25 protein-coding genes are annotated in these 21,843 nt (G+C 60.9%); 21 read left to right on the plus strand and 4 right to left on the minus strand.

Annotated features, from left to right (window positions below):
- Positions 1-154: 154 nt before the first annotated feature.
- Positions 155-655, plus strand: a complete 501-nt coding sequence (locus tag ACQY1J_RS04245) for a hypothetical protein (protein ID WP_062454454.1) — start codon at positions 155-157, stop codon at positions 653-655.
- A 105-nt stretch (positions 656-760) separates the two neighbouring features.
- Entirely contained in the window at positions 761-919 is a 159-nt protein-coding gene (locus tag ACQY1J_RS04250; protein WP_082471680.1) for a YqaE/Pmp3 family membrane protein, read from the plus strand.
- Here the strand turns inward: ACQY1J_RS04250 and ACQY1J_RS04255 are convergent.
- Positions 903-1,889, minus strand: a complete 987-nt coding sequence (locus ACQY1J_RS04255; RefSeq protein ID WP_430249532.1) for a GlxA family transcriptional regulator — start codon at positions 1,887-1,889, stop codon at positions 903-905. The genes ACQY1J_RS04250 and ACQY1J_RS04255 overlap by 17 nt on opposite strands.
- Positions 1,890-1,996: 107 nt before the next feature.
- On the opposite strand from ACQY1J_RS04255, the gene ACQY1J_RS04260 reads away from it, so the two are divergent.
- The 11 genes from ACQY1J_RS04260 to ACQY1J_RS04310 all read left to right on the plus strand — a co-directional run bounded on the left by ACQY1J_RS04260 (position 1,997) and on the right by ACQY1J_RS04310 (position 12,950).
- Positions 1,997-2,899, plus strand: coding sequence for a 3-keto-5-aminohexanoate cleavage protein (locus tag ACQY1J_RS04260; protein ID WP_062454994.1), 903 nt, complete (start codon positions 1,997-1,999; stop codon positions 2,897-2,899).
- 5 nt (positions 2,900-2,904) lie between these two features.
- Complete coding sequence (locus ACQY1J_RS04265; protein WP_192087853.1) at positions 2,905-4,407, plus strand: carnitine 3-dehydrogenase; 1,503 nt, start codon at positions 2,905-2,907, stop codon at positions 4,405-4,407.
- Positions 4,408-4,480: 73 nt separating this feature from the next.
- Positions 4,481-4,774, plus strand: coding sequence for an Rmf/CrpP family protein (locus tag ACQY1J_RS04270; RefSeq protein ID WP_062576751.1), 294 nt, complete (start codon positions 4,481-4,483; stop codon positions 4,772-4,774).
- A gap of 48 nt (positions 4,775-4,822) precedes the next feature.
- Entirely contained in the window at positions 4,823-5,287 is a 465-nt protein-coding gene (locus ACQY1J_RS04275) for a GNAT family N-acetyltransferase (protein ID WP_062576754.1), read from the plus strand.
- A 292-nt stretch (positions 5,288-5,579) separates the two neighbouring features.
- Positions 5,580-7,685 carry a TonB-dependent siderophore receptor gene (locus ACQY1J_RS04280; protein WP_430249535.1) on the plus strand — a complete coding sequence of 702 codons (2,106 nt, stop codon included), beginning with the start codon at positions 5,580-5,582 and terminating at the stop codon, positions 7,683-7,685.
- Positions 7,686-7,765: 80 nt separating this feature from the next.
- Complete coding sequence (locus ACQY1J_RS04285; protein ID WP_430249537.1) at positions 7,766-8,812, plus strand: iron-siderophore ABC transporter substrate-binding protein; 1,047 nt, start codon at positions 7,766-7,768, stop codon at positions 8,810-8,812.
- A complete protein-coding gene (locus ACQY1J_RS04290; protein ID WP_430249539.1) occupies positions 8,809-9,795 on the plus strand; it encodes a FecCD family ABC transporter permease in 987 nt (328 codons plus the stop codon). The genes ACQY1J_RS04285 and ACQY1J_RS04290 overlap by 4 nt, the downstream gene beginning before the upstream one ends.
- Positions 9,792-10,808, plus strand: a complete 1,017-nt coding sequence (locus tag ACQY1J_RS04295; protein ID WP_430249541.1) for a FecCD family ABC transporter permease — start codon at positions 9,792-9,794, stop codon at positions 10,806-10,808. Before ACQY1J_RS04290 ends, ACQY1J_RS04295 begins: the two co-directional genes overlap by 4 nt.
- Positions 10,805-11,584: an ABC transporter ATP-binding protein gene (locus tag ACQY1J_RS04300; RefSeq protein ID WP_430249543.1), complete on the plus strand. Its 780-nt coding sequence runs from the start codon at positions 10,805-10,807 to the stop codon at positions 11,582-11,584. Before ACQY1J_RS04295 ends, ACQY1J_RS04300 begins: the two co-directional genes overlap by 4 nt.
- A gap of 291 nt (positions 11,585-11,875) precedes the next feature.
- Positions 11,876-12,052, plus strand: a complete 177-nt coding sequence (locus ACQY1J_RS04305; RefSeq protein WP_192078735.1) for a hypothetical protein — start codon at positions 11,876-11,878, stop codon at positions 12,050-12,052.
- A gap of 103 nt (positions 12,053-12,155) precedes the next feature.
- Positions 12,156-12,950, plus strand: a complete 795-nt coding sequence (locus tag ACQY1J_RS04310; RefSeq protein ID WP_430249545.1) for a DUF1194 domain-containing protein — start codon at positions 12,156-12,158, stop codon at positions 12,948-12,950.
- 28 nt (positions 12,951-12,978) lie between these two features.
- Here ACQY1J_RS04310 and ACQY1J_RS04315 read toward each other — a convergent pair whose 3' ends face one another.
- Positions 12,979-13,614, minus strand: coding sequence for an alpha/beta hydrolase family protein (locus ACQY1J_RS04315; RefSeq protein ID WP_430249547.1), 636 nt, complete (start codon positions 13,612-13,614; stop codon positions 12,979-12,981).
- 118 nt (positions 13,615-13,732) lie between these two features.
- On the opposite strand from ACQY1J_RS04315, the gene ACQY1J_RS04320 reads away from it, so the two are divergent.
- The 4 genes from ACQY1J_RS04320 to ACQY1J_RS04335 all read left to right on the plus strand — a co-directional run bounded on the left by ACQY1J_RS04320 (position 13,733) and on the right by ACQY1J_RS04335 (position 16,874).
- Positions 13,733-14,626 carry a TIGR02587 family membrane protein gene (locus tag ACQY1J_RS04320; RefSeq protein ID WP_325264222.1) on the plus strand — a complete coding sequence of 298 codons (894 nt, stop codon included), beginning with the start codon at positions 13,733-13,735 and terminating at the stop codon, positions 14,624-14,626.
- A gap of 10 nt (positions 14,627-14,636) precedes the next feature.
- Positions 14,637-15,050 (plus strand): TIGR02588 family protein, encoded by a 414-nt coding sequence (locus ACQY1J_RS04325; RefSeq protein WP_062576764.1) that lies wholly within the window; start codon positions 14,637-14,639, stop codon positions 15,048-15,050.
- Between the two features lie 192 nt (positions 15,051-15,242).
- Complete coding sequence (locus ACQY1J_RS04330) at positions 15,243-15,770, plus strand: DUF992 domain-containing protein (RefSeq protein WP_062454438.1); 528 nt, start codon at positions 15,243-15,245, stop codon at positions 15,768-15,770.
- A 198-nt stretch (positions 15,771-15,968) separates the two neighbouring features.
- A complete protein-coding gene (locus ACQY1J_RS04335) occupies positions 15,969-16,874 on the plus strand; it encodes a S1C family serine protease (protein ID WP_062454437.1) in 906 nt (301 codons plus the stop codon).
- A gap of 12 nt (positions 16,875-16,886) precedes the next feature.
- Here ACQY1J_RS04335 and ACQY1J_RS04340 read toward each other — a convergent pair whose 3' ends face one another.
- Both ACQY1J_RS04340 and pcaQ read right to left on the minus strand, forming a co-directional pair.
- Positions 16,887-18,143: a glycerate kinase type-2 family protein gene (locus tag ACQY1J_RS04340; protein ID WP_430249550.1), complete on the minus strand. Its 1,257-nt coding sequence runs from the start codon at positions 18,141-18,143 to the stop codon at positions 16,887-16,889.
- A 54-nt stretch (positions 18,144-18,197) separates the two neighbouring features.
- Positions 18,198-19,142 (minus strand): pca operon transcription factor PcaQ, encoded by a 945-nt coding sequence (gene pcaQ / locus ACQY1J_RS04345; RefSeq protein ID WP_430249552.1) that lies wholly within the window; start codon positions 19,140-19,142, stop codon positions 18,198-18,200.
- Between the two features lie 86 nt (positions 19,143-19,228).
- On the opposite strand from pcaQ, the gene pcaD reads away from it, so the two are divergent.
- From pcaD to pcaG, 4 genes are read left to right on the plus strand one after another with little or no spacing between them, the layout of a single operon-like run.
- Positions 19,229-20,023: a 3-oxoadipate enol-lactonase gene (gene pcaD / locus ACQY1J_RS04350; RefSeq protein WP_430249554.1), complete on the plus strand. Its 795-nt coding sequence runs from the start codon at positions 19,229-19,231 to the stop codon at positions 20,021-20,023.
- 5 nt (positions 20,024-20,028) lie between these two features.
- On the plus strand, positions 20,029-20,448 hold the full coding sequence (gene pcaC / locus ACQY1J_RS04355; RefSeq protein WP_062576770.1) for a 4-carboxymuconolactone decarboxylase: 420 nt from the start codon (positions 20,029-20,031) through the stop codon (positions 20,446-20,448).
- Positions 20,445-21,185 carry a protocatechuate 3,4-dioxygenase subunit beta gene (pcaH, locus tag ACQY1J_RS04360; RefSeq protein WP_062454428.1) on the plus strand — a complete coding sequence of 247 codons (741 nt, stop codon included), beginning with the start codon at positions 20,445-20,447 and terminating at the stop codon, positions 21,183-21,185. The genes pcaC and pcaH overlap by 4 nt, the downstream gene beginning before the upstream one ends.
- A 2-nt stretch (positions 21,186-21,187) precedes the next feature.
- Positions 21,188-21,805, plus strand: coding sequence for a protocatechuate 3,4-dioxygenase subunit alpha (gene pcaG, locus ACQY1J_RS04365; protein WP_430249557.1), 618 nt, complete (start codon positions 21,188-21,190; stop codon positions 21,803-21,805).
- The last annotated feature ends 38 nt before the right edge of the window (positions 21,806-21,843 follow it).

Consider the following 21,843-nt stretch of genomic DNA (forward strand, 5'->3'; position numbering starts at 1 on the left):
CGGCGCCTCTTAATAGGAGCTCCAGGATCAAGGGCAGCGTCCCGCATTCGAGCCCGTCACAGTTCTCGTTCAGGCTCCGCCGGATCCTGCTTTGGAGGGGGGAACTCCAAACGCGTTTGCGACGTTGGGTAGCAATCTCAGATGGAGCCAACCCATGCGCTTTCGCCGCCCGATCATCGCCTGCATCGCCAGCCTTCTCAGCTTGCCCGTATCGGCACAGGAGTCTTCCTTTCTTCCCACGCTCAAGGGCAGCTGGACCGGCGTTGGCACCGTCGTGACGCGCATCGGCGCAAAGCCGATCAACGTGACGTGCAAATTCGATATGTCGGGTGGGCGCACGGCGTTTTCGATGGACGGCACGTGCCGCGGCCTGCTGGTCGTCCAGCGCAAAATATCCGCCACACTTCAGGAAAGCGGCAATGGTTACCGCGGCACCTATACCGGCCCTTCCGGTCAGCCTTCGACCCTTTCGGGAAGACAATCCGGCAACCGGATCAATCTGTCCGTCCGTTGGGCACGTGTCATCAACGGCGATCGGACTGCCAATATGACAATCGAATCGCGCGGTGCTGGCAGCCTGCGTCTGCAGACGGTCGACAAGGATCCGAGCACGGGCAAGACCGTCGTAACCAGCAGCATCAATTTAACCCGGTAGGCGCTCGAAATCGCCTCACCACGCACCTCGACCGCAGAGCAGTGAAATGAACTTTTCGCTGCACTGCACGTTGTCTTGCGCCATTGATCATTCGGAGAGATAATTTTGGACATCATCCGCATCCTTTTTGCCTTCCTCCTGCCGCCGCTGGGCGTGTTCCTCCAGGTCGGCCTCGGCCTCCACTTCTGGCTGAACATCCTCCTCACCCTGTGCGGCTTTCTTCCGGGTATCGTGCACGCGCTGTGGGTCATCCTGAAGAAATAACAGGATCGCGGCGCTTGACGCGCCGTCGCGTCTCACTCGGACTTTCGCGATACTGCGCTCTGTAGCTGCGCGATAGGGCGGAAGCCGAGTTAAAACCTGTCTCTGCGGCGATGTCGGCGATTGCCGCTGAGGTCTCGATGACCTTTCGTCGGGCTGCGTTCAGACGCAGGGCAATATAATGAGTGTGTGGTCCCACACCTATCGTTGTCTGAAACATGTCTTGAAGATGCCGGGCGCTTACACCGACGCGCTTTGCGAGCCTGGTGAGAACCAAGGGAGCATCGACAGTCTCCTCCATCAATCGCACCGCCGCCTGAACTCTGGCGTCGCGTCCATGTCTGACGGGAGTGACGGCTGAACCATGCTCGCGGTCTAGGCGGTGACCGTATTCATAGAGAAACAGCCTGGACACTTCGAGCGCCAGCGTATGGCCATGGGCCCTGCGGATCAGTTCCAGCATCAGGTCGAGCGTCGGAACCGGTCCGCCTGTCGTAATGCGCTTGCTGTCGATCACGAAGCGGTCTCGAACAAGCTCGACCTCCGGATAAACCAGCGAAAAGGCCTCCAGATCCTCCCAGTGGATGGTTGCACGCGACCCGTTCAGCAGGCCAGCCTCGGCCAGCACGAAGGTTCCGGTCTCAATACCCGCGATCAGGCTTCGATGTCTCGCTGTGCGAGCAAGCTGCGCCTTCAGGTCGTTCGTGACGCTTTTCTTCCAGTCATAACTCGACAAGACGAACAGCGGGTCCGTTTCCCTTGCCGGTCGAAACGCGCCAGCCACCGCGATCGGTATTCCGCATGTCGTGTCGACCGGCGTTCCATCAGGAGAATGCAGTGTCCAGCGATAGAGGTCGCCCCCGGCAATGCGATTTGCAGCCCGAAACGGTTCGATCACAGACGCCAGAAGGATGAGGTTGGTCTCTGGCAGAAGAAGGATATCGAAGTGCTGACTGGGGGCCTTTTGGCTCATTCACCGTAATCCGTGCTGATTGCCGATAGTGTATGAAATGGCTCCGATAATGCAAAGCATTCCATCCGCCTCTCGGTCGTAATACGCTCAATCAGAAGGAGCATATGATGCCGCTTGAGATGAACCGCGAGGTTTTCATAACCTGCGCCGTGACGGGTGCCGGAGATACGACATCACGATCGTCACACGTGCCCATCACGCCGAAGCAGATCGCCGATTCTGCGATCGACGCGGCGAAGGCGGGAGCCGCCGTGGTTCACTGCCATGTGCGCAACCCGGAAACCGGTGCCGCGGCCCGCAATATCGAACTCTACAGGGAAGTGACCGATCGCATCCGCTCGGCCGATGTCGATGTGGTCCTTAATCTGACCGCCGGCATGGGCGGCGATCTCGTGTTCGGCAATGTCGAAGCGCCGTTCCCGGTCAATCCTGATGGAACCGACATGGCCGGCGCGACCGAGCGTGTGGCGCATGTGGCGGAGTGCCTGCCGGAGATCTGCACGCTCGACTGCGGCACCATGAATTTTTCGCTCGGCGATTACGTCATGACCAACACGCCGTCGATGCTGCGCGAAATGGCACGGCAGATGACGGCGCTCGGTGTGCGTCCCGAGATCGAGGCTTTCGATACCGGCCATCTGTGGTTTGCCAAGCAACTCGTCGAGGAAGGCCTGATCGAGGATCCGGTGCTGATCCAGCTCTGCATGGGAATTCCATGGGGCGCGCCCGACGACCTGAACACGTTCATGGCCATGGTCAACAACGTTCCGAAAACCTGGACGTTCTCGGCCTTCTCGATCGGCCGCAACGCGCTTGCCTATCCGGCGGCAGCGGTGCTGGCCGGCGGCAATGTCCGGGTCGGTCTTGAAGACAATCTCTATGCCGGCAAGGGGCAACTCGCGACCAATGCGCAGCTCGTCGAAAAAGCGGTCGGGGTGATCGAGGGCATGGGCGCAAAAATCATCGGCCCGGCCGAGGTGCGCGAAAAACTCAAGCTGCAGAAAAGGTGACCAGCATGAGCAAGATCAAGAAGGCAGCCTGTATCGGCGGCGGTGTCATCGGTGGCGCCTGGGCCGCGCGTTTCCTGCTTGGCGGCATCGATGTTTCCATCTTCGATCCGCATCCCGATGCCGAGCGCATCGTCACGGAGGTGGTGGCCAATGCGGAGCGCGCCTATGGCATGCTTACCATGGCGCCGCTGCCGCCTCGGGGAAAACTCACGTTCTGCGCGACGCTGGAGGAGGCGGTCGCAGGCGCCGACTGGATCCAGGAAAGCGTCCCGGAACGGCTGGACCTGAAGCGTGGCGTTCTGACGAAAATCGATGCGGCTGCCGATCCGAAGGCGCTGATCGGATCGTCCACTTCAGGACTGATGCCGACGCAACTGCAGCGCGACATGCGGCATCCCGAGCGTATGTTCGTCGCGCATCCCTACAACCCTGTCTACCTCCTGCCGCTGGCCGAACTGGTCGGCGGCGAACGCACAAGCCCGGAGACCCTGCTTCTCGCCCGCGAGCGGCTGGCGCCGATTGGCATGAAGGGCGTGATCCTCAAGAAGGAGATCGAAGCCTTTGTCGGCGACCGTCTGCTGGAAGCCTTCTGGCGCGAGGCGCTGTGGCTGATCCATGACGATATTTGCGATACCGAGACACTCGACGATGTGATCCGCTATTCCTTCGGCATGCGCTGGGCGCAGATGGGACTGTTCGAAACCTACCGCATTGCGGGTGGCGAAGCGGGCATGCGGCATTTTCTGGCGCAGTTTGGCCCCTGCCTCGCCTGGCCCTGGACCAAGCTGACCGACGTGGTCGATCTCGACGACGCTCTGGTCGACAAGATCGCAGCCCAATCGGATGCCCAGTCCGGCGCTTATGGCATCCGTGATCTGGAGCGGATCCGGGATGAAAACCTCGTCGGCATCATGCAGGCGCTGAAGGCCGGCGACGGCGGCAAGGGCTGGGGCGCGGGCAAAATCCTGTCCGAGTTCGAGACGCATCTTTGGTCCGAAGGTGGCGGAAACGGCAAGGGGACAAGCCTGTCCGTCGACACCTCGGCCCCGCTGCGGCTGGTCGATACCAAGGTCAACGCCGCCTGGGTCGATTACAATGGCCACATGACGGAGCACCGATACCTCCAGGTGTTCGGCGACACGTCCGATGCCCTGCTGCGCCTGATCGGCGTCGACTTCGCGTATGTCGAGGCGGGCCACAGCTATTACACGGTCGAGACGCATATCCGGCATCTGGGCGAGGCCAAGCTCGGCCAGGCGATCTACGCCACACTGCAGATCCTGTCCGTCGACGAAAAGCGCGTCCGATTTTTCTCGACCATTCACGACTCGAAGACTGACGGCATCATCGCGACGGCAGAGCAACTGATGCTGCATGTGGATGCAAGCGCCGGCAAATCCGTTGTCGCCCCTCCGGAAGTGATGGCAAAGCTTGCGCCGATTGCGCAGGCGCATGCCAAGCTAACGTTCCCGGACGGGGCAGGCCGCTCGGTCGGGCAGAAAAATTAGCTCAGCGGAAGCGTTAGGCGGCCGGAACAATAACCGCATCTCCTCTGTTTCTGACAACAAGGAGAGATGCGCCATGACCTACGAGTTAAGGGCCGTCCGAGGCGATCAGATCATTCGGGAAAGTTTCGCAACGGCGCAGGATGCCGTCTCTTCGATCGATGCGTTGCGGGGACAGGGGGTGCGGGTGGAAGTAGCCATCGACAGCACCGCAGTCCAGCCTGATACACTGACGGATTCGGAACGGCTGATCATCGTGAAAGAAGGCCGGAGATCCGCGGCAAGCGGCAACACGCTGGACACCTGCCCTTACACGGATGATCTTGACCGTCGCGCGCTTTGGCTGGAAGGATATCAGGATCCGAGCTGATTGATTTTTCTGCCGGACAATCACACGTATCCTAATAGGGCAAAAATCATGCAGATTCGTGCGTTTAGCGCCGGGGACACCGATGAACTTGCGGGACTGCTCGAGGAAATGCAGGACTATTACGGCGTGTTCTGCCCTCCGCGGGACGCAATCGTCGCGGGGATTCTCAACCGGCCGCTCAATACCGAGATCATCGTCGCCGGAACCAGCCGCGTGATTGGCTTTGCCGCCTTCGCTTCGATCTTTCCCGGTCCCGGCCTGGTGCCGGGCCTGTTCCTCAAAGAGCTTTTCGTGTCAGCTTCCGAGCGGGGCCAAGAGGTTGGTATCAAACTGATGCAGCGGCTTGCAGCGATTGCCGTCGAACGGAAGTTTGGCCGCGTCGATTGGACGGCGGCGCGCACGAACCAGCGGCTTTTGAAGTTCTACGACGACCTTGGCGGCGAGCGGAAGGAAACCCACATCTTCTACCGTCTCGAGGGTGCGAAACTGAACGCGCTGGCTGAACGGAGCTAGCTTAGAAAGCGCCGTCCTATCCAGGAAACACGGAGAGCCAGCACCCTGGCTATGACATTCCTGCCACAGTTTGACCCGCTTTTCCGTTCCGGGCAACTCTTGCTTTGAGCAAAAGAGTTCAGCCGTTGACTTGCAAAAGCCCTCCCGATAATTCCTGATCAAAATAATCATGATTTCTTTTCCGCTTGGTCTGCAGCGGCGGGGCGTCGTGGCAGGAATTTTAGTACGAGGGGAATTTCGCGTGGCGTTTCGGTCAAGACCTTTTCAAGTCAATGGTTTTTCACGGATTTCGATGGGGCGCCGGGTAAGCGCCCAACGGATAGCGCTTCTTTCCAGTGTGGCAATCCTGCTGCCGCTGCAGTCTCTTGCACAGACAGCTGATGCCACCGGCACAACGCTCGCGCCGATTGTGCTCGAAAGCGGTGGCAGTGGAGTGGGTCCCGATGCGACGATCGTTGCCAAGGCTTCCCGTTCCAGCAGCAAGACCGATACCCCTCTGCTCGACGCGCCCGCTTCGGTTTCCGTCGTGACGGAAGAAGAACTGGAAAAGCGCGGCGTCACGACGCTCGACGAGGCTCTGGCCTACACGCCGGGTGTTTCGACCGACATCTACGGCTCCGACAATCGCTACGATCACTATCTGATCCGCGGGTTCTACTCGACCGGCAACGCCACCTATCGCGACGGTCTGCCGATGTATACGGGTGGCGATTTTACGACCAACCGTATCGAACCCTACGCGATGCAGCGCATCGAAGTGCTGAAGGGTTCCAACTCGTCTCTGTTCGGACTGTCGGGACCGGGTGGTATCGTCAATGCGGTGACCAAGCTTCCGCAGGACGAGAAATTCGGCGAAGTCTACACGACACTCGGCGACGGTCATGTCGAGACTGGAACCGATTTCGGCGGCCCGCTGGATGCAGACGGTATCTGGAGCTATCGTTTGACCGGCAAGTGGCAGAATGCCGACGCAGGGATCGACGAGACCGAGGACGATCGCATCTACGTCGCGCCGGCGCTGACCTGGTCTCCGACCGCGGATACGTCCTTCACGCTTCTGATGGACTATAACAAGCGTGACGGCAGCACGTCTCACGGCATTCCGCTCGGCTCCGGCATCGATTCCGAGACCTATCTCGGCGAGCAAGATTTCGACAACATGGACGTAATCGAGAAGAATATCGGTTACCAGTTCCGCCACGATTTCGGCAATGGTCTCGAGTTCCGCCAGAACGCCAGGTACACCAAACTCGATGTCACCTACGAGAGTGTCTACAATTCGGCTGATCCAGCCACGAGCCGGAACGCTCTTGCAGTCTACGGCGAATCCACGCGTTTCCACATCGACAACCAGCTGCAATACGAGGCGAGCTTTGGTGCCTTCGACAGCCGGACGCTGTTCGGCTTCGACTACGGTCGCGACAGCAACGAGGAAATGCGGTTTGACGGTACTGCACTCGGCGTCGGCGATATCCGCAATCCGGTATACTGCGGTCGAAGCTGCGTGTCATTCGGTGCCGGCGTTGCGTCCGAGTCCGATCTCACGACCAAGGGTCTCTATATTCAGGAAGAGCTGACCTACGACGATCGTCTGATCTTTACCGTCGGCGGTAGGTATGACCATGCCGAAACTGAAAGTACCTCCTACGGCACCGACTACGACGCGGTCGACGAGAATTTCTCCAAGCGAGCCGGTGTGACCTACAAGGCCACGAGCGAAGTCTCTGTCTACGCCAACTACTCGGAATCCTTCCTTCCGGTTGCGGCCAATCGCAGCTACTTCATCGGCACCCCTAAACCGCAGGAAGGCAGGCAGTACGAAATCGGCATCAAGTATGAGCCGACCGGCATCGATGCGCTCTTCACGGCGGCACTGTTCGACCTGACGCAGACCAACGTCGCACAATGGGCACCGGACTATTCGGCTCAGTACCAGGTCGGAAAGATCAACGTTCGCGGTCTCGAACTGGAAGCCAAGGTCGCGCTGTCCAATCGGATCAACTTTACTGCCGGATATTCCTACCTGGATGCAGAGATCGAGGAGGATGTCGACCCCACTCTCGTCGGCAACCGGCCGTATCTCGTTCCCAAGCATATGGCGTCGGCATGGTTCGACTACACGCTTCCCGGCAACGGAGCGCGCGGTGATCTGACGCTCGGCGTTGGCGGACGCCTGGTCGGCAGTTCCTATGCCGATAACGCCAACACGGATCCCGTTCCGTCGAGGGTCCTGTTCGACGCAGCCGTGAAATATCAGATCCGCGACAACGTCGCTCTCTCGGCGAACGTCACGAACCTGCTCGATAAGGAATATATCAGCCAGATCGACGGCTTCAGCAACACCGCCTATTACGGCGATCGCCGTACGGTTCTCGCAACGCTGAAATACACCTGGTAACCGGGCTTCGCCTCAATGGGGCACTCGAACTGTGAAACCTGATTATACCAAGACATGACTGTGGAAAGGACCGTTTACAGATGCCTATCTGCCAGACAGCGATCGGCTTCGGTATCGTTGCACCCACGAGACGACAGGTTCTGACGGCTATCGCGTCGGGGTTTGCCGCTGCGGCGACCGGAGGCCTTCCTGGTGTCGCGATGGCGCAAGACGAACTTCGCTTTGTCCATGCCTTCGGTGAAACGGTACTGCCGCAGCCGGCCAGGCGTGTGGTCTCGCTCGGGTATTCCACCCATGATCCTCTCCTGGCGCTGGGTGTCGTCCCTGTCGCCACGCGCCAGTGGTTCGGAGGCTATCCCTACAACGTCTGGCCTTGGGCCCAGGCGCTGATGGGAGATGCCCAGCCGCAGGTCATCTCGGGTGAAGTGTCAATGGAGATCGTCGCTTCGCTCCAACCGGACCTGATTATCGGCATCGGATCAGGTATCTCGCAGGCCGAATACGATATCCTATCCCAGATTGCGCCTGTCCTGATGCAGGAAAAGGGCGATCTCGCCTATGGCACCACCTGGGACGCCCAGACCCGCGTCATCGGTCGCGCGGTCGGCAACACTGGCAAGGCTGAGGAACTCATCGAAGGCGTCAAGTCGAGGTTTGCGGACATCAGGACACGGCATCCGCAATGGGCGGAACAGACCGCTGTCTGCGCCTACAATTTCGGCGGAGAAACCGGTGCCTTCATCGGCACCGATACCCGCGCGACGTTCCTGAAGGAATTGGGTTTCAGGCCGCCGCCAGCACTCGCCAACCTCGAAACAAACGAGGGTTTTTACGCCCGGCTTTCCCCGGAGGATCTTTCCAGTCTCGACGCGGACCTGCTGATCTGGGTTTCCACGTCCGATGCCGTGCCGGACATCGTCTCAATGCCGATGCGCAAGACGCTGAAGGCCCATGTCGAGGGTCGTGAGGTCCTGGCCGGAGCGCTTCTGGCCGGAGCGTTGACCTTCGGCAGCGTTCTTTCCCTGCCGTTCGCGCTTGAGCGGCTTGACGCGGAGATCGGGTTGGCTTTGGACGGAAAAGCCGAGACAAAGGTTCCATCAAGCGTTGCCGCCGGGCTTGCCCCGTGAAGTCAGCTGCCATCCTTGGCCTGATCTTCCTCTTCGCCGTGGTGCTGACACTTGGCGTCGGGGTGCGCGATGTCACGCCTATCGATGTGTTCCAGGCAATCTTTGCATATGATGAGAGCAATCCGGTCCATATCGTCATCGGTTCCGTCCGAATGCCGCGCCTTGTCGCGGCGCTGATCGCCGGTGCGGGCCTCGGTATCGCCGGCACGATCATGCAGGCGCTCACCCGCAATCCGCTGGCGGATCCCGGCATCATGGGCGTCAACTCCGGTGCCGCCTTCGCAGTGGTGATTGCGGCTTTGCTGACAGGGCGGTCCGATAGTGGCTTGATGTCTGCCATGGCCTTTCCGGGCGCAGCACTCGCCGCCGCCGCCGTGTTCATGCTGGGCGGCGGACTACGCGGCGATGCGGGCCCCGTCCGGCTGGCGCTCGCGGGCACAGCGCTCAATGCGATGCTTCTGTCTCTGGTGTCGGCCATCGTCCTTGCCCGCAACGAGACGCTCGAAATTCTCCGTTTCTGGATCACAGGATCGCTGGCACAGGCTGGCGCGCGTCCGCTCGCCGGCATGGGGATCGCCGCTGCCATCGGTATCGGGGTGGCTCTCCTGATTGCGCCGCGCATCGAGGCACTTTCACTCGGGTCTTCGCTTGCCCGCGGGCTGGGCACGAAACCGGCGCGCGTGCAGGCCGGAGCCCTCGTGGCGATCACGCTGACGACGGGTGCTGCGGTCGCGGTCGCGGGCCCCATCGCTTTCATCGGCCTTCTGGTCCCGCCACTCGCACGGCGCGTCGCCGGACACGCCCTGCGGTTCGAGCTGATGGCTGCGGCGGTCATCGGCGCGTCGATCCTGCTCTATGCGGATACGCTCGGGCGTATCATCCTCGCACCATCGGAAATTCGCGTCGGCATCATGACAGCGCTGATCGGGGCTCCGGCTTTCGTCATCATCGCACGGCGGCTTCGTCCCGGAGCGACATCGTGACGGCGCGAGGCAATGGTCGGGCGAGGGGTGGCGGCAGGGCTGGCGTCGTCCTGCTGGTTGGCCTGCTGCTTTCCTCCATTCTCGCATCGCTCATGCTCGGCCAGATCTTTTTGACACCGCAGGATCTGTGGACCGGTCTATGGACGGGGACCGGGCCAGGAGCGCTGACGCTGCGTGTCCTGCGAGGCCCGGGAATTGCGACGGCAGTCGGTGTCGGGGCAGTTCTCGGCGCGTCCGGCACGATCTTCCAGATCCTGCTGCGCAATCCGCTGGCGGCGCCGGATGTGATGGGTTTCATGCAAGGCGCTGGCCTTGCGGTGATCTGCGGCGTCGCCTTCGGCCTTTCCCTGCCGCTGCCATTTCTGGCCGCCGCCGGCGGATTGATTGCGGCTGTCATTGTTGCGGGACTTTCTTACCGGCGGCACGGTACGCAGGCGGCGCTGACGCTTATTCTCGTCGGCCTCGGGATGGGGTTTTTCTGTTCTGCTGCAAGCAGCTTCCTGATGACCCGCCTGCCGCTCCAGGAGGCTGCGGATGCGCAGCGCTGGCTTGCAGGCTCTCTGGCCGCCCGCAACTGGGGACATGCGCTTCAGGTTTCCGCCACCGGCGGCGTTCTGTTTGCTTTGCTGGCCTTTCAGGTGCGCTCGCTCGGCCTGCTCGAACTGGGCGATGAGCTTGCAACGGGTCTCGGCGCGCGGGTTCGGCAGTCGAAATATCTGCTGATCGCCACGGGTGTGCTGCTGGCCGGCGCCGGTGTCGCCGTGGCGGGGCCGGTGCCGTTCGTGGCGCTGATGGCCGGGCCGCTCGGCTCGCGGATGACTAAGGCCAGCAGGCCGGGATCGCGGCTTGCGGCAGCCGCCGTCACAGGTGCCACAATCACTGTACTCGCGGATCTCGTCGCCCGCTCGCTTGTGCCAGGTCTGCAGCTACCGGTCGGCGTGATGACAGGGATCATGGGAGCGCCCTATCTACTGTGGCTGCTCTCGCGTGAAATGGAGACTGGAGACCTGTGACAGGCAAGGCGCTGAAAACCGAACTCCTGACCCTTGGCTATCGCGACCGGATCGTGATCCAGGATCTGTCGCTCACTCTGCCGGACGGCAAGATCACGACCATTCTCGGGCCGAACGGATGCGGAAAATCGACGCTTCTAAAAGCGTTGGCACGGCTTATCCCGCCGCTGCACGGCACTGTGACGCTGGGCGGGGATGATATTGCGAAGATCGACACGAGAGCTCTCGCACGAAGGCTCGCCATCCTGCCGCAGGCATCCAAGGCCCCGGAAGGCATCAGTGTGTCTGATCTGGTGCGGCGAGGCCGCACACCCTGGCGCGGACTGCTCGCGCCCTGGAGCGAGACCGATGCGATCGCCTGCGAACGGGCGTTGTCACAGGTCGGCCTTGCCGATCTCGTCGACAGGCCGCTCGACGAACTGTCCGGCGGCCAGAGGCAGCGGGCCTGGATCGCGCTCGTGCTCGCACAGGATACGCCCTACCTTTTGCTCGATGAGCCGACGACATGGCTTGACCTCAGCCACCAGATGGACGTGCTTTCCGTGCTGCGCGAGCGCAATCGCAACCACGGAACGACGGTTGTGGCCGTACTGCACGATCTCAATCTAGCCGTCCGGTTTTCCGATCATCTCGTGTTGCTCGGCAGTAACGGACTGGTGGATGTCGGAAGCCCCGAGCAGGTCATGACGGAAGCCAATCTCGACGAGGCTTTCGGTTTGAAATCGATGATCATTGCCGATCCGGTGACGGGAAAACCGATGGTCGTCCCGCGGTAAACTGGCCAATGCCGGCGGCATGCCGACAAGCCTCGCGCCAGAAACGTGATATATATTCACATCGCGGGGAAGATCTCATTCATAAAAACTAACAGTGATTGTTTTCGCTTAAGAATTTGGAATGTTTATTGCCGCGAAGCAAATCCGTGCCGGATTCACGAATCTATACTGTTGCGCTAGATTCTGCTCAGCAAATGATTCGCCGTCACGATGCATTTATCTAGTGAGGCCACATTGGACGCAGTAAGCCACAGGTTTGAAGACCAGAGTTCATCAGTCGAATACTGGGCCATGAACAGGGCCCATCAGATTGTCGTCCACCACGGTATGAGCCTGATCGAAGCCGCGCAGTGCCTTGACCGCAAGCGAACCAGCGCAAGCACCTACGCGCTCAGAAAAGCGATCATGGATTGCCTTGTCGAAGCGCTCACACAAGGCGCCCAGCAGGAGGTGACGCCTGCAGAATGAGTCTCATCACTGAGAGTTGAAGTCGAGTTCGCGCAACTGCATCGAAGCTTTTCAATCCTGTGTTACTGTTTTCACCAGTACAAACGCAGTGATTGGAGTGCAGATGCTTGCAACACTCGCGATGCTGATCAGCCTGTCTTCGGCTGCAACGCCCGTCGTACAATCGCCTGCCACTGCGGGCGGTCCGTCCGGCGAGGTCGATGTCGAACTCGTCCTCGCCGTCGATACCTCCCGTTCCATGGATTTCGAAGAGGTCGCCATCCAACGCGAAGGCTATATCGAAGCTCTCCAGCACAGGGAATTTCTCGATGCGGTCAGGTCAGGCATGACCGGCCGCATTGCGATCAGCTATTTCGAATGGGCTGGCGGGGTCGTGCCGGGGTCGGTCATCGACTGGCACGTGATCGAAAATGCGCAGGATGCGCTCGTCTTTACGCAAAAACTGGCAGCGCGTCCGATCGAGACACAGAGGCGGACGTCGATTTCCGCGGCGATCACGCAAGGGGCGACGATGATCGTCTCCAACCCGCTGAGGGGCATGCGGCAGGTCATCGATATCTCGGGCGATGGGCCCAACAATTCCGGCAACCCGGTTGAGCCTGCAAGGAACAAGGCGGTCGAGGCCGAAATCGTCATCAACGGTCTAGCTCTGATGCTGCGACCGTCAGGTGCACCGGGCGGCCTGGACAAGTATTACGCGGATTGCGTGACGGGTGGTCCGGGCTCCTTCGTTCTCCCGGTTCACCGCATCGAGGATTTCGCAGTCGCGGTGCGCCGCAAGCTGGTGATGGAGGTGAGCGGCATCACGCCTCCGGAGAAAGTCATGAAGATTGCGTCCGGGCCGAAAAGCGATTGCATGATGGGCGAGAAACAGTGGCAGGACATTTTCGACCGTTAGACCGGGACTCAAGACGGGGCAGTAAGCATCAAAGCCGCGCGGACCAGCTTTTGACGTGGGCCGCAACCGTCTTCAGGTGATCGTCGGCGGAATAGCCTGAAACGGTTTTTCGCGGCTTCAGATCGTGATCGCCATCGGGAAGCCACAGGAGTTCGATCGCGTCCGAAAGATCGTAGCCTTTGACCTCCTCTTCGCTGCCGAGCAGGTCGCGGGTTCCCTGGCAGATCAGCGTCGGCGTCTTAAGGTCGCTCAGATGTGCGGTGCGGAGCTTGTCCGGTTTGGCCGGCGGGTGGAACGGATAACCCAGGCAGAGGAGACCGGCGATCCTGCCATCGGCAAACTCCTGGTCGGCAATCATGCTGGCGACGCGTCCGCCCATGGATTTTCCGCCTATAACCAGCTTCGATTTCCCATCCAGATCGCCGATGGCCTGGCGGTATTCGTCCTGCAATCGTTCGGCTTTCGGTGGCGGCCTTTTGCCGCCGCCCTCCCGCCGCGCCGCCATGTATGCGAACTCGAACCGCGCCACGCGAAACCCTTCGGCAGCGAGAGCCTCAGTGACGGCTGTCATCGCGCCTGAATCCATCGGGGCGCCTGCGCCATGCGCAAGAAGGATGGTCACCGGCGCGTCTTGTCGTCCATCGATCAGAAATTGTGTCGCCATCGTCAAGAAGCCCTTCCGCAAACTGAGGATAAGTCCCTTTATCGGCAGGGGGATAGCTAGCCAATCGGGGCCATGTTCCTATCTATGCCATTCAGGCGTGTAAGCGAAAGCGACCGGTTTGGGCGGAACTGCCAGCATCGAAAACAGCAAGACGCAAGCCGATGGCGAATTGCGGCGATTTCTCGTGGGCCTTGGCCGGGGTGCCGCGGGCGCGATGCTGTTCGGCATTCCCATGCTGATGACGATGGAGCTGTGGGAGCTGGGTTTCTATATCGAGCAATCCCGGCTCCTGATCCTGCTCCTCTTCAACATCCCGCTCCTGATCGTGCTTGCGCATCTCATCGGGTTTGAGCGGACCTCTACCTTCTGGCAGGCCGTGCGCGACGCGTTGACGGCCTTCGCGCTCGGGATCGTCATAAGTGGTGCGGCACTTGTGATGCTCGGCGTGCTGAAGGCCGATATGCCCATGGCAACCATCATCGGCAAGATCGCCATCCAGGCGGTGCCGGCAAGCATCGGCGCCATGCTCGGGCGCTCCCAGCTGGGTGGAGAGGATAACGCTGACGACGAGGACGACGAGACGTCCCAGTCATCAGATGCCGTTCCCGACAGTCTTTCGACGAACTACGTGCGCGAGCTGTTTCTGATGGCGATCGGTGCGCTGTTTCTCAACCTCAATGTCGCGCCGACGGAAGAAGTCGTCCTGATTTCCTACAAGATGATGAACTGGCACGGGGTGCTGACGATCCTGGTGTCGATCGCCATCATGCACTGTTTCGTCTACGCGGTGTCTTTTCGCGGCGGGCACAGAATGCCGGAAGACAGCTCACGCTGGCCTATCTTCTTCCGCTACACGCTTCCCGGTTATATGGTCGCGATGCTGGTCAGTCTCTATGTGTTGTGGATCTTCGGCCGGCTGGATGGCATGGCCGCAACGCCGGTGCTGATCTCGGTCATCGTCCTCTCATTCCCGGGGGCGATCGGCGCTGCCGCGGCCCGACTGATCCTTTAGCGAGGCCCTGATGAAAGACACGAGCGATATCGGCAAGGTCACCGAAAAGGGTGAGGCACACTGGATCGAATGGGTCACTGCGATCGTTTCGACGCTGATTGTTGCGGCCGTCCTTGGCTGGGTTGGCTGGCGCGCCGTAAGTGAGGAGAAAGTCTCACCCGCGTTCCGTATCGAGATCACCGAACGCATGCCCGTCGAGGGCGGCTACCGCATCCGGTTCGATGTTTCCAACAGCGCTAACCGAACGGCGGCAGTGGTCGTCGTGCGCGGCGAGGTCATGGATGGTGAGGCGGCCATCGAACAGGCGGATGTCACCTTCGATTACGTTCCCGCGCAATCGAAAGCCTCGGGAGCCATCCTTTTCGCCCGTGAGCCGCGTCAGGATCAGATCCGGTTGCGGACGATCAGCTTCACCGATCCCTGAACGGACGCCGCCAGCCGATCATGGCTTTTCGACGGGCGCCGCCAATGCAATCCACTCACGTTCTGGAATCCGGCGTGACATTTCGTGTAGCGATGACGGGATCGATTCGGAGTCATGTGCGTTTATGTTCGCTGCCTGCGACCGACCAAGAGGTGAGGTCGCGGTAAAAGAAGAAGTAAATGGAGTACAGGGATGAATAAGACTTTCGCCGCGGCTGTTGCCGCCCTGCCGATCGTTCTCACCGCAACGACCGCCTTTTCTGCAGACGTGATTTCGCGCAGGGATGCACCATACCAGGAAGCTGACCAGCGCGGCGGCGTCCGTATCGGCTATCTCGATTGCCAGGTCGGCGGTGGCGTCGGTTACGTCATCGGTTCCGCCAAGGAAGCCGAATGCACCTTCTCGTCCACGATGGGCAGCGAGCCGATCGATCAGTACACCGGCGTCATTCGCAAGATGGGTGTCGATCTCGGATTTACCACGCGCAGCCGCCTGATCTGGGCAGTCTTCGCACCTACCGCTGGCTATCACCACGGTTCGCTCGGCGGCCTCTACCAGGGCGCAACGGCTGAAGCGACTGTCGGTGCCGGCATCGGCGCCAACATTCTCGTCGGCGGCACGTCCGGTTCGATCCATCTCCAGACCGTCAGCATCACCGGTCAGCTCGGCCTGAACGTTGCTGCGACAGGTACTTCGGTTACGCTGACCCCAGCCAACTGATCCAACGGTTAGACGTCAAGTAATTTGGAAGGCCGCCGGGTAACTCCGGTGGCCTTTCCATGTCTGGAAGCGACCTCTTGAACCGGTCCGCGCAAAATCATATTTTGACCCTGTCGCTTGGAAACAGCGTGCAGTTTGCGATCAATCAATTCGGCTAGGCGGCCGCGCCCCTAACGCGACAAGATAAGGATCGGCACCATGGATATAGAAAAAATCTTGGCGTCCGTCGTCGCGGTACGCGCCTCCATTCCCGATAACGCGTTCACGGCCGATGCTCTCGGCGTCCGGCGCGAAGGCAGCGGTGTGGTCATCCGGGAAAACGGTCTTATCCTGACGATCGGCTATCTGATTACCGAGGCCGATGACGTGTGGATCACGAGCCGTGATGGCCGCAAGGTCCCGGGCCATGCACTCGCCTACGATCAGGAAAGCGGCTTCGGTCTCGTGCAGGCCTTGGCGCCCTTGGAACTGCCTGCGCTCGAGATCGGGGATTCCGACAATGCTGCTGTCGGAGATCCGATCGTTTTTGCGGACGGGGAGGGCCAGTATGTGCGCGGCAATATCGTCGCCAAGCAGGAGTTCGCAGGATACTGGGAGTACCTGCTCGACGAGGCGATCTTTATCACGCCGGCGCATCCCTCCTGGGGAGGCGCCGCGATGGTCGATGCCGAAGGCCGGTTGATCGGCGTCGGCTCGCTACGGCTGCAGATGAGCAAGGGCGGAGAGATCGCCGATATCAATATGGTGGTCCCGATCAACCTACTGGCTCCAATCTTGGATGACCTGCTCAACAGCGGCGAATTCAAGCGCCAGCCGCGCCCTTGGCTCGGCGCGTTCTCGGCAGAAACGAATGGCGACGTCGTTGTCATGAGCGTCACCGAAAATGGCCCGGCCGCAAAGGCAGGGCTCAAGCGTGGCGACGTCATCTCGGAAATCCGCGACGGTGAGGTCGACGGGTTGGCTGACTTCTACCGCAAGGTTTGGGAAAGCGGTCCGCCCGGTGCGGAAATTCCCATGCGTGTTCTCCGTGACGGCCGCGAAGCCTGGCTTCGCGTGAAATCGGCGGACCGCAACGACTTCCTTCTGAAACCGCAGCTGCAGTGAACGACAGCCGGATTACCGGATCAGGATCGCCCTGAAATCGTTGACATTCGTGCCCGTCGGGCCGGTGACGAACAGGTCACCGGTCGCTTCGAAGCCGGTATAGCTGTCGTTGCGTGACTGAAGCGCGCGTCCATCCTGTCCGGCCGCGATCAGTCGCCTTGTCGTGCTGCCGTCGCAAAAGGCGCCGGCGTTGTTTTCGGAGCCGTCGATCCCATCCGTATCGGCTGCGAGCGCAGTGATCTCGAGGCCGTCGATAGCGAGCGCAAGGGCCAGTGCGAATTCGCCGTTGCGTCCGCCACGTCCGCCGTCGGAGCGCAGCGTCACAGTCGTTTCGCCACCTGAGAGAAGCACGGCAGGCTTGGCGAACGGCCGGTCGTGCTTTGCAATTTCCCGCGCAATCGCTGCATGAACGAGCGCCACATCGCGCGCTTCACCTTCGATGGAATCCGACAGGATATGCGGCGTCAGGCCATGTGCCAGCGCTATCTCGGCGGCGGCCTGCAGCGAAACGCCGGCCGAGGCGATGACGTGGTACTCGTTCCGGGCGAAAACCGGGTCTGAAGGATCGGGAGCATCGGCTGCGGGCGACGTCAGATGCGCCATCGTGGCCCGCGTGAGATTGAGTCCGTAGTTTTCGACGATGGCCAGCGCATCGTGCCGCGTGCTCTCGTCAGGGATTGTCGGGCCGGACGCGACAAAGGCTGGATTGTCGCCGGGAATGTCGGAGACGATCAGGCTGACGACCCTGGCCCGGGTTGCTGCTGCAAGCCGGCCACCTTTGATGGTCGAAAGATGCTTGCGGACAACGTTCATCGCTGAAATCGGCGCGCCCGATGCCAGCAGGGTCTCGTTGAGCGCGATCTCGTCATTGAGCGTCAGTCCCTCCGGTGGCGCCGGCAGAAGGGCAGACCCGCCGCCGCAGACCAGTGCAATCACCAGATCCCGTTCCGTCAGATTAGAGACCGTTTCCATGATCTTCACCGCAGCGGCGAGACCGGCCGCATCGGGCACAGGGTGAGACGCCTCCAGAACCTCGATCAACCGTGTTTCGCACCCGTAGCCGTAACGGGTGACGACGACGCCTGAGAGCTCCCCGAGCCATATCGTTTCCAGCGCTGCTGCCATCTGGGCTGCACCCTTGCCGGCGCCAACGACTACGGTACGGCCGTTCTGTGGCGGCTCAGGCAGGTGCCGGCTGATGCCGGTTAGAGGATCGGCTGCCTTTACCGCTGCGCGGAACATCGCCTCCAACAATTCCCGATCCTGCATTCTACGCTCCCTCATGCCTTTATTCGTCCGTTCGATCACGGTGACCTGCGGTCGTCAATCGCGTTTGCCCGCCGCCCCTGCAATGTCACGCGCCGCCTGGCGGATCGTCTGCATTAGAATATCGAGTGGCGCAGGGACGCCGGCCTCGGCCTTGAGGGTCAGCCCCACCGGACCCTTCGTCTCCGCCGTGTCGATCGGCAGCGTGGCCAGCAGCCCGTGGGCGATATCGGCTGCCACGACGCCGTGGGAGATGATCCAGATGGCGTCGCTTGTCTGGACGAAGGCGCGACCGAACGTATCGGAAACCGTCTCGATCTGGACCGGGAGATCGGTAATGCCGTGGGTGATCAGAAACTGCTCGACGACGGGCCGAATGATCGATCCGCGCGTCGGCATCAGGATCGGGAAATGACCGAGCGTCTCAAAGAGCGACTGTTTCGCCTCGAGCAGAGGATGCCCGGTGCGGACCGCAAACACGACCTGTTCCGAATAGAGATGCTCGAAGCTCAACCCCGCCATTTTCTCGGGCGCCGCAAGCCGTCCCACCACCAGATCGAGATCGCCGAGGCGTAGCTGTTCCATCAGGACGGCATTCTCGCCCGTCACGATCTTGACCTGGCCGCCTGCATTCTCGGCAAGGAAAAGCGTCATTGCCAGCGGCATGATGTTGCTGGCGACCGTCGGGAGCGCGCCGATCCGCAGCGGCATTGTGTCACCAAAGCGGGTGGTGGAGACGGCATCCATGCCCCTCTTCAAGGAGGCGAGCGTGGTTCCGGCGTGGCGCAGAAACACTTCCCCTGATCGCGTCAAGCGCAGACCGCGGCCTTCGCGCTCGAACACCGTCACGCCAAGCGCCTCCTCCATCTCGCGAATGGTCTTCGTCACCGCCGGCTGGCTGACATTCAGCACCTTGGAGGCCTGCACGACACTCTTCTGCCGGGCGACCTCGACAAAGGTCTGCAGGTGGCGGAACTTGATCTTGAGATTGTCCAAATTCATAACCCATGGGTTAAGCAATCGGCAGAAATTATCATTTTACTTAACCGCATGCCAGTGCGAACACTATGCCCGGGAGGATTTGGTTCATGCAGTTTGTCGATCTTGGCGGCGTCACAGTTCACTATGACATCGACTGGGCGGGAGATGGCCGGCCGGTCGTGGTGCTCGTCAACTCGCTCGGCACGGATAGCCGCATCTGGCATCACGTCATCCCTAAGCTGGCGGGTGACTATACGGTTCTCACCTATGACAAGCGTGGTCACGGATTGTCGGATCTCGGAAATCCCCCTTATTCCATAGAGGATCTCTCCGGCGAACTTGCAGCCCTGCTCGATCATCTCGGCCTGTCCGATGTCATCGTCTGCGGCCTTTCCGTGGGTGGATTGATTGCCCAGAGCCTCTACGTGTCGCGGCCGGATCTCGTTCGCGCGCTGATCCTTTCCAACACGGCGCACAAGATCGGGACACCGCAGATGTGGGCTGACCGTATCGGCGCCGTCGAGCAAAACGGGATCGGCAGCATTCTCGAACCTGTCATGCAGCGATGGTTCACCGCAGCATTCCGCGAGCCCGGAAATGCCGCCTACAAGGCCTATTGCAACATGCTGGTGCGCCAACCCGCCCTCGGCTACAGCGGCACATGTGCTGCGATCAGCAAGGCGGATTACACGGAGCAGGCAGCCCGGATCGCGGTGCCGACGCTTTGCATCGCAGGCGATCAAGATGGATCGACCCCGCCCGAACTGGTGCGGTCGCTTGCGGATCTCATTCCCGGTGCACGTTACGAAGTCATCGAAGGCACGGCGCATATACCCTGCATCGAAGCGCCTGGCGCCTACGCGGCCTTGGTCCGCGGCTTTCTCGAAGAACTGGAGTCCTGAACGACATGGCAGAAGCTTCCATCCCGTCGGAACGCTACAAGCAGGGACTGGCGACGCGCCGCTCGGTTCTCGGCGAGGCGCATGTGGACCGCGCTCTTGCCAACGAGACGCCGTTCGACCAGCCGTTCCAGCAGTTGATCACCGAAGGCGCCTGGGGCTCGGTCTGGTCGCGGGACCAATGGTCGAAGCGGGAACGGTCGATGGTGACGATCGCGCTTCTGGCCGCACTCGGCCATGATGAAGAGGTGGCGATGCATATCCGCGCCACGGCCAATACGGGAGCGACGCGCGACGATATCTGCGAGGCGCTGATGCATGTGGCGATCTACGCCGGCGTGCCCGCCGCCAACCACGCTTTCAAGATCGCCAAGGCCACCTATGCCGAAATCGATGCGGCAAAGCCTGCTGCGGAGGAGCAGAAATGAGCAACGCACCACCAGAAACGACACCCTTCTTTGCCCGAGACCGGGAGAGGCACCCTCCGGCATACACGCCCGGCTACAAGACCTCGGTCTTGCGCTCGCCGCAGCGGGCGCTGATCTCGCTCGAAGGCACGCGCAGCGAAATCACCGGGCCGGTGTTCGGTCACAACATTCTCGGCGAATTCGACAACGACCTGATCGTCAACTACGCCAAGCCCGGTGAATCCGCGATCGGCGAGCGCATCATGGTCTATGGCCGTGTGCTCGATGAACGGGGCAGGGGCGTTGCGGGGGCTCTCGTCGAATTCTGGCAGGCCAATGCCGGCGGACGCTATCGCCACAAGAAGGAAAGCTATCTTGCACCGCTCGATCCCAATTTCGGCGGTTTCGGCCGGGCGATCGCGGATGCAGAGGGCTATTACTGTTTCCGGACGATAAAGCCCGGTCCTTACCCCTGGCCGAACGGCGTCAACGACTGGCGTCCGGCGCACATCCATTTCTCGGTATTCGGGCACGGTTTTGCCCAGCGCCTGATCACTCAGATGTATTTCGAGGGCGATCCGATGATCTGGCTCTGCCCGATCGTCAAGACGATCCCGGACAGGCACGCGATCGAAAGCCTGATCGCACCGCTCGACATGAATGCCTCGATCCCGCACGATCTGCGGGCCTACAAGTTTGATATCATCCTGCGCGGGCGCCGCTCGACCCTTTTTGAAAATCGTCTGGAAGGCAATTGATCATGGCGCAACCGCTGAACTACCTAAAGGAAACGCCATCCCAGACGGCCGGACCCTACGTGCATATCGGTTGCACGCCGAATTTCGCAGGCCTTGAAGGCATCTACGACCATGATCTCGGGTCTGGCCCGATGGCGACCGACAAGACGAAGGGCGAGCGGATCACGATCCGTGGGTTCGTCTATGATGGTGCCGGCGCACCGCTGAAGGATGCGTTGATCGAGATCTGGCAGGCCGACGCGGACGGGATCTACAACAGCCCGTCGGAAACGCGCGGTGCGGCCGATCCCAATTTCCTGGGGTGGGGCCGTTGTCCCGGCGATATGGCAACCGGCGAGTTCGCTTTCGAAACGATCAAGCCCGGGCGCGTGCCGTTCCGGGACGGCCGGCTGATGGCGCCGCATGTCACGTTCTGGATCGTGGCGCGTGGCATCAATCTTGGCCTGCAGACACGGATGTATTTCTCCGACGAGGAAACCGCCAATGCGGAGGATCCGGTCCTTGCCCGCATCGAGCATCGCGTGCGGGTGCCGACCCTGATCGGGCAGCGGGACGGGGATATGGTTCGCTTCGACATCCATCTCCAGGGTGACAAGGAAACGATATTCTTCGATATCTGACGGCTACTTTCGAGAAAGACCAGCAAGGTGACAATTCT

It is taken from the genome of Neorhizobium sp. DAR64860/K0K1 (genome assembly GCF_050500205.1).
GTDB lineage: Bacteria > Pseudomonadota > Alphaproteobacteria > Rhizobiales > Rhizobiaceae > Neorhizobium > Neorhizobium soli.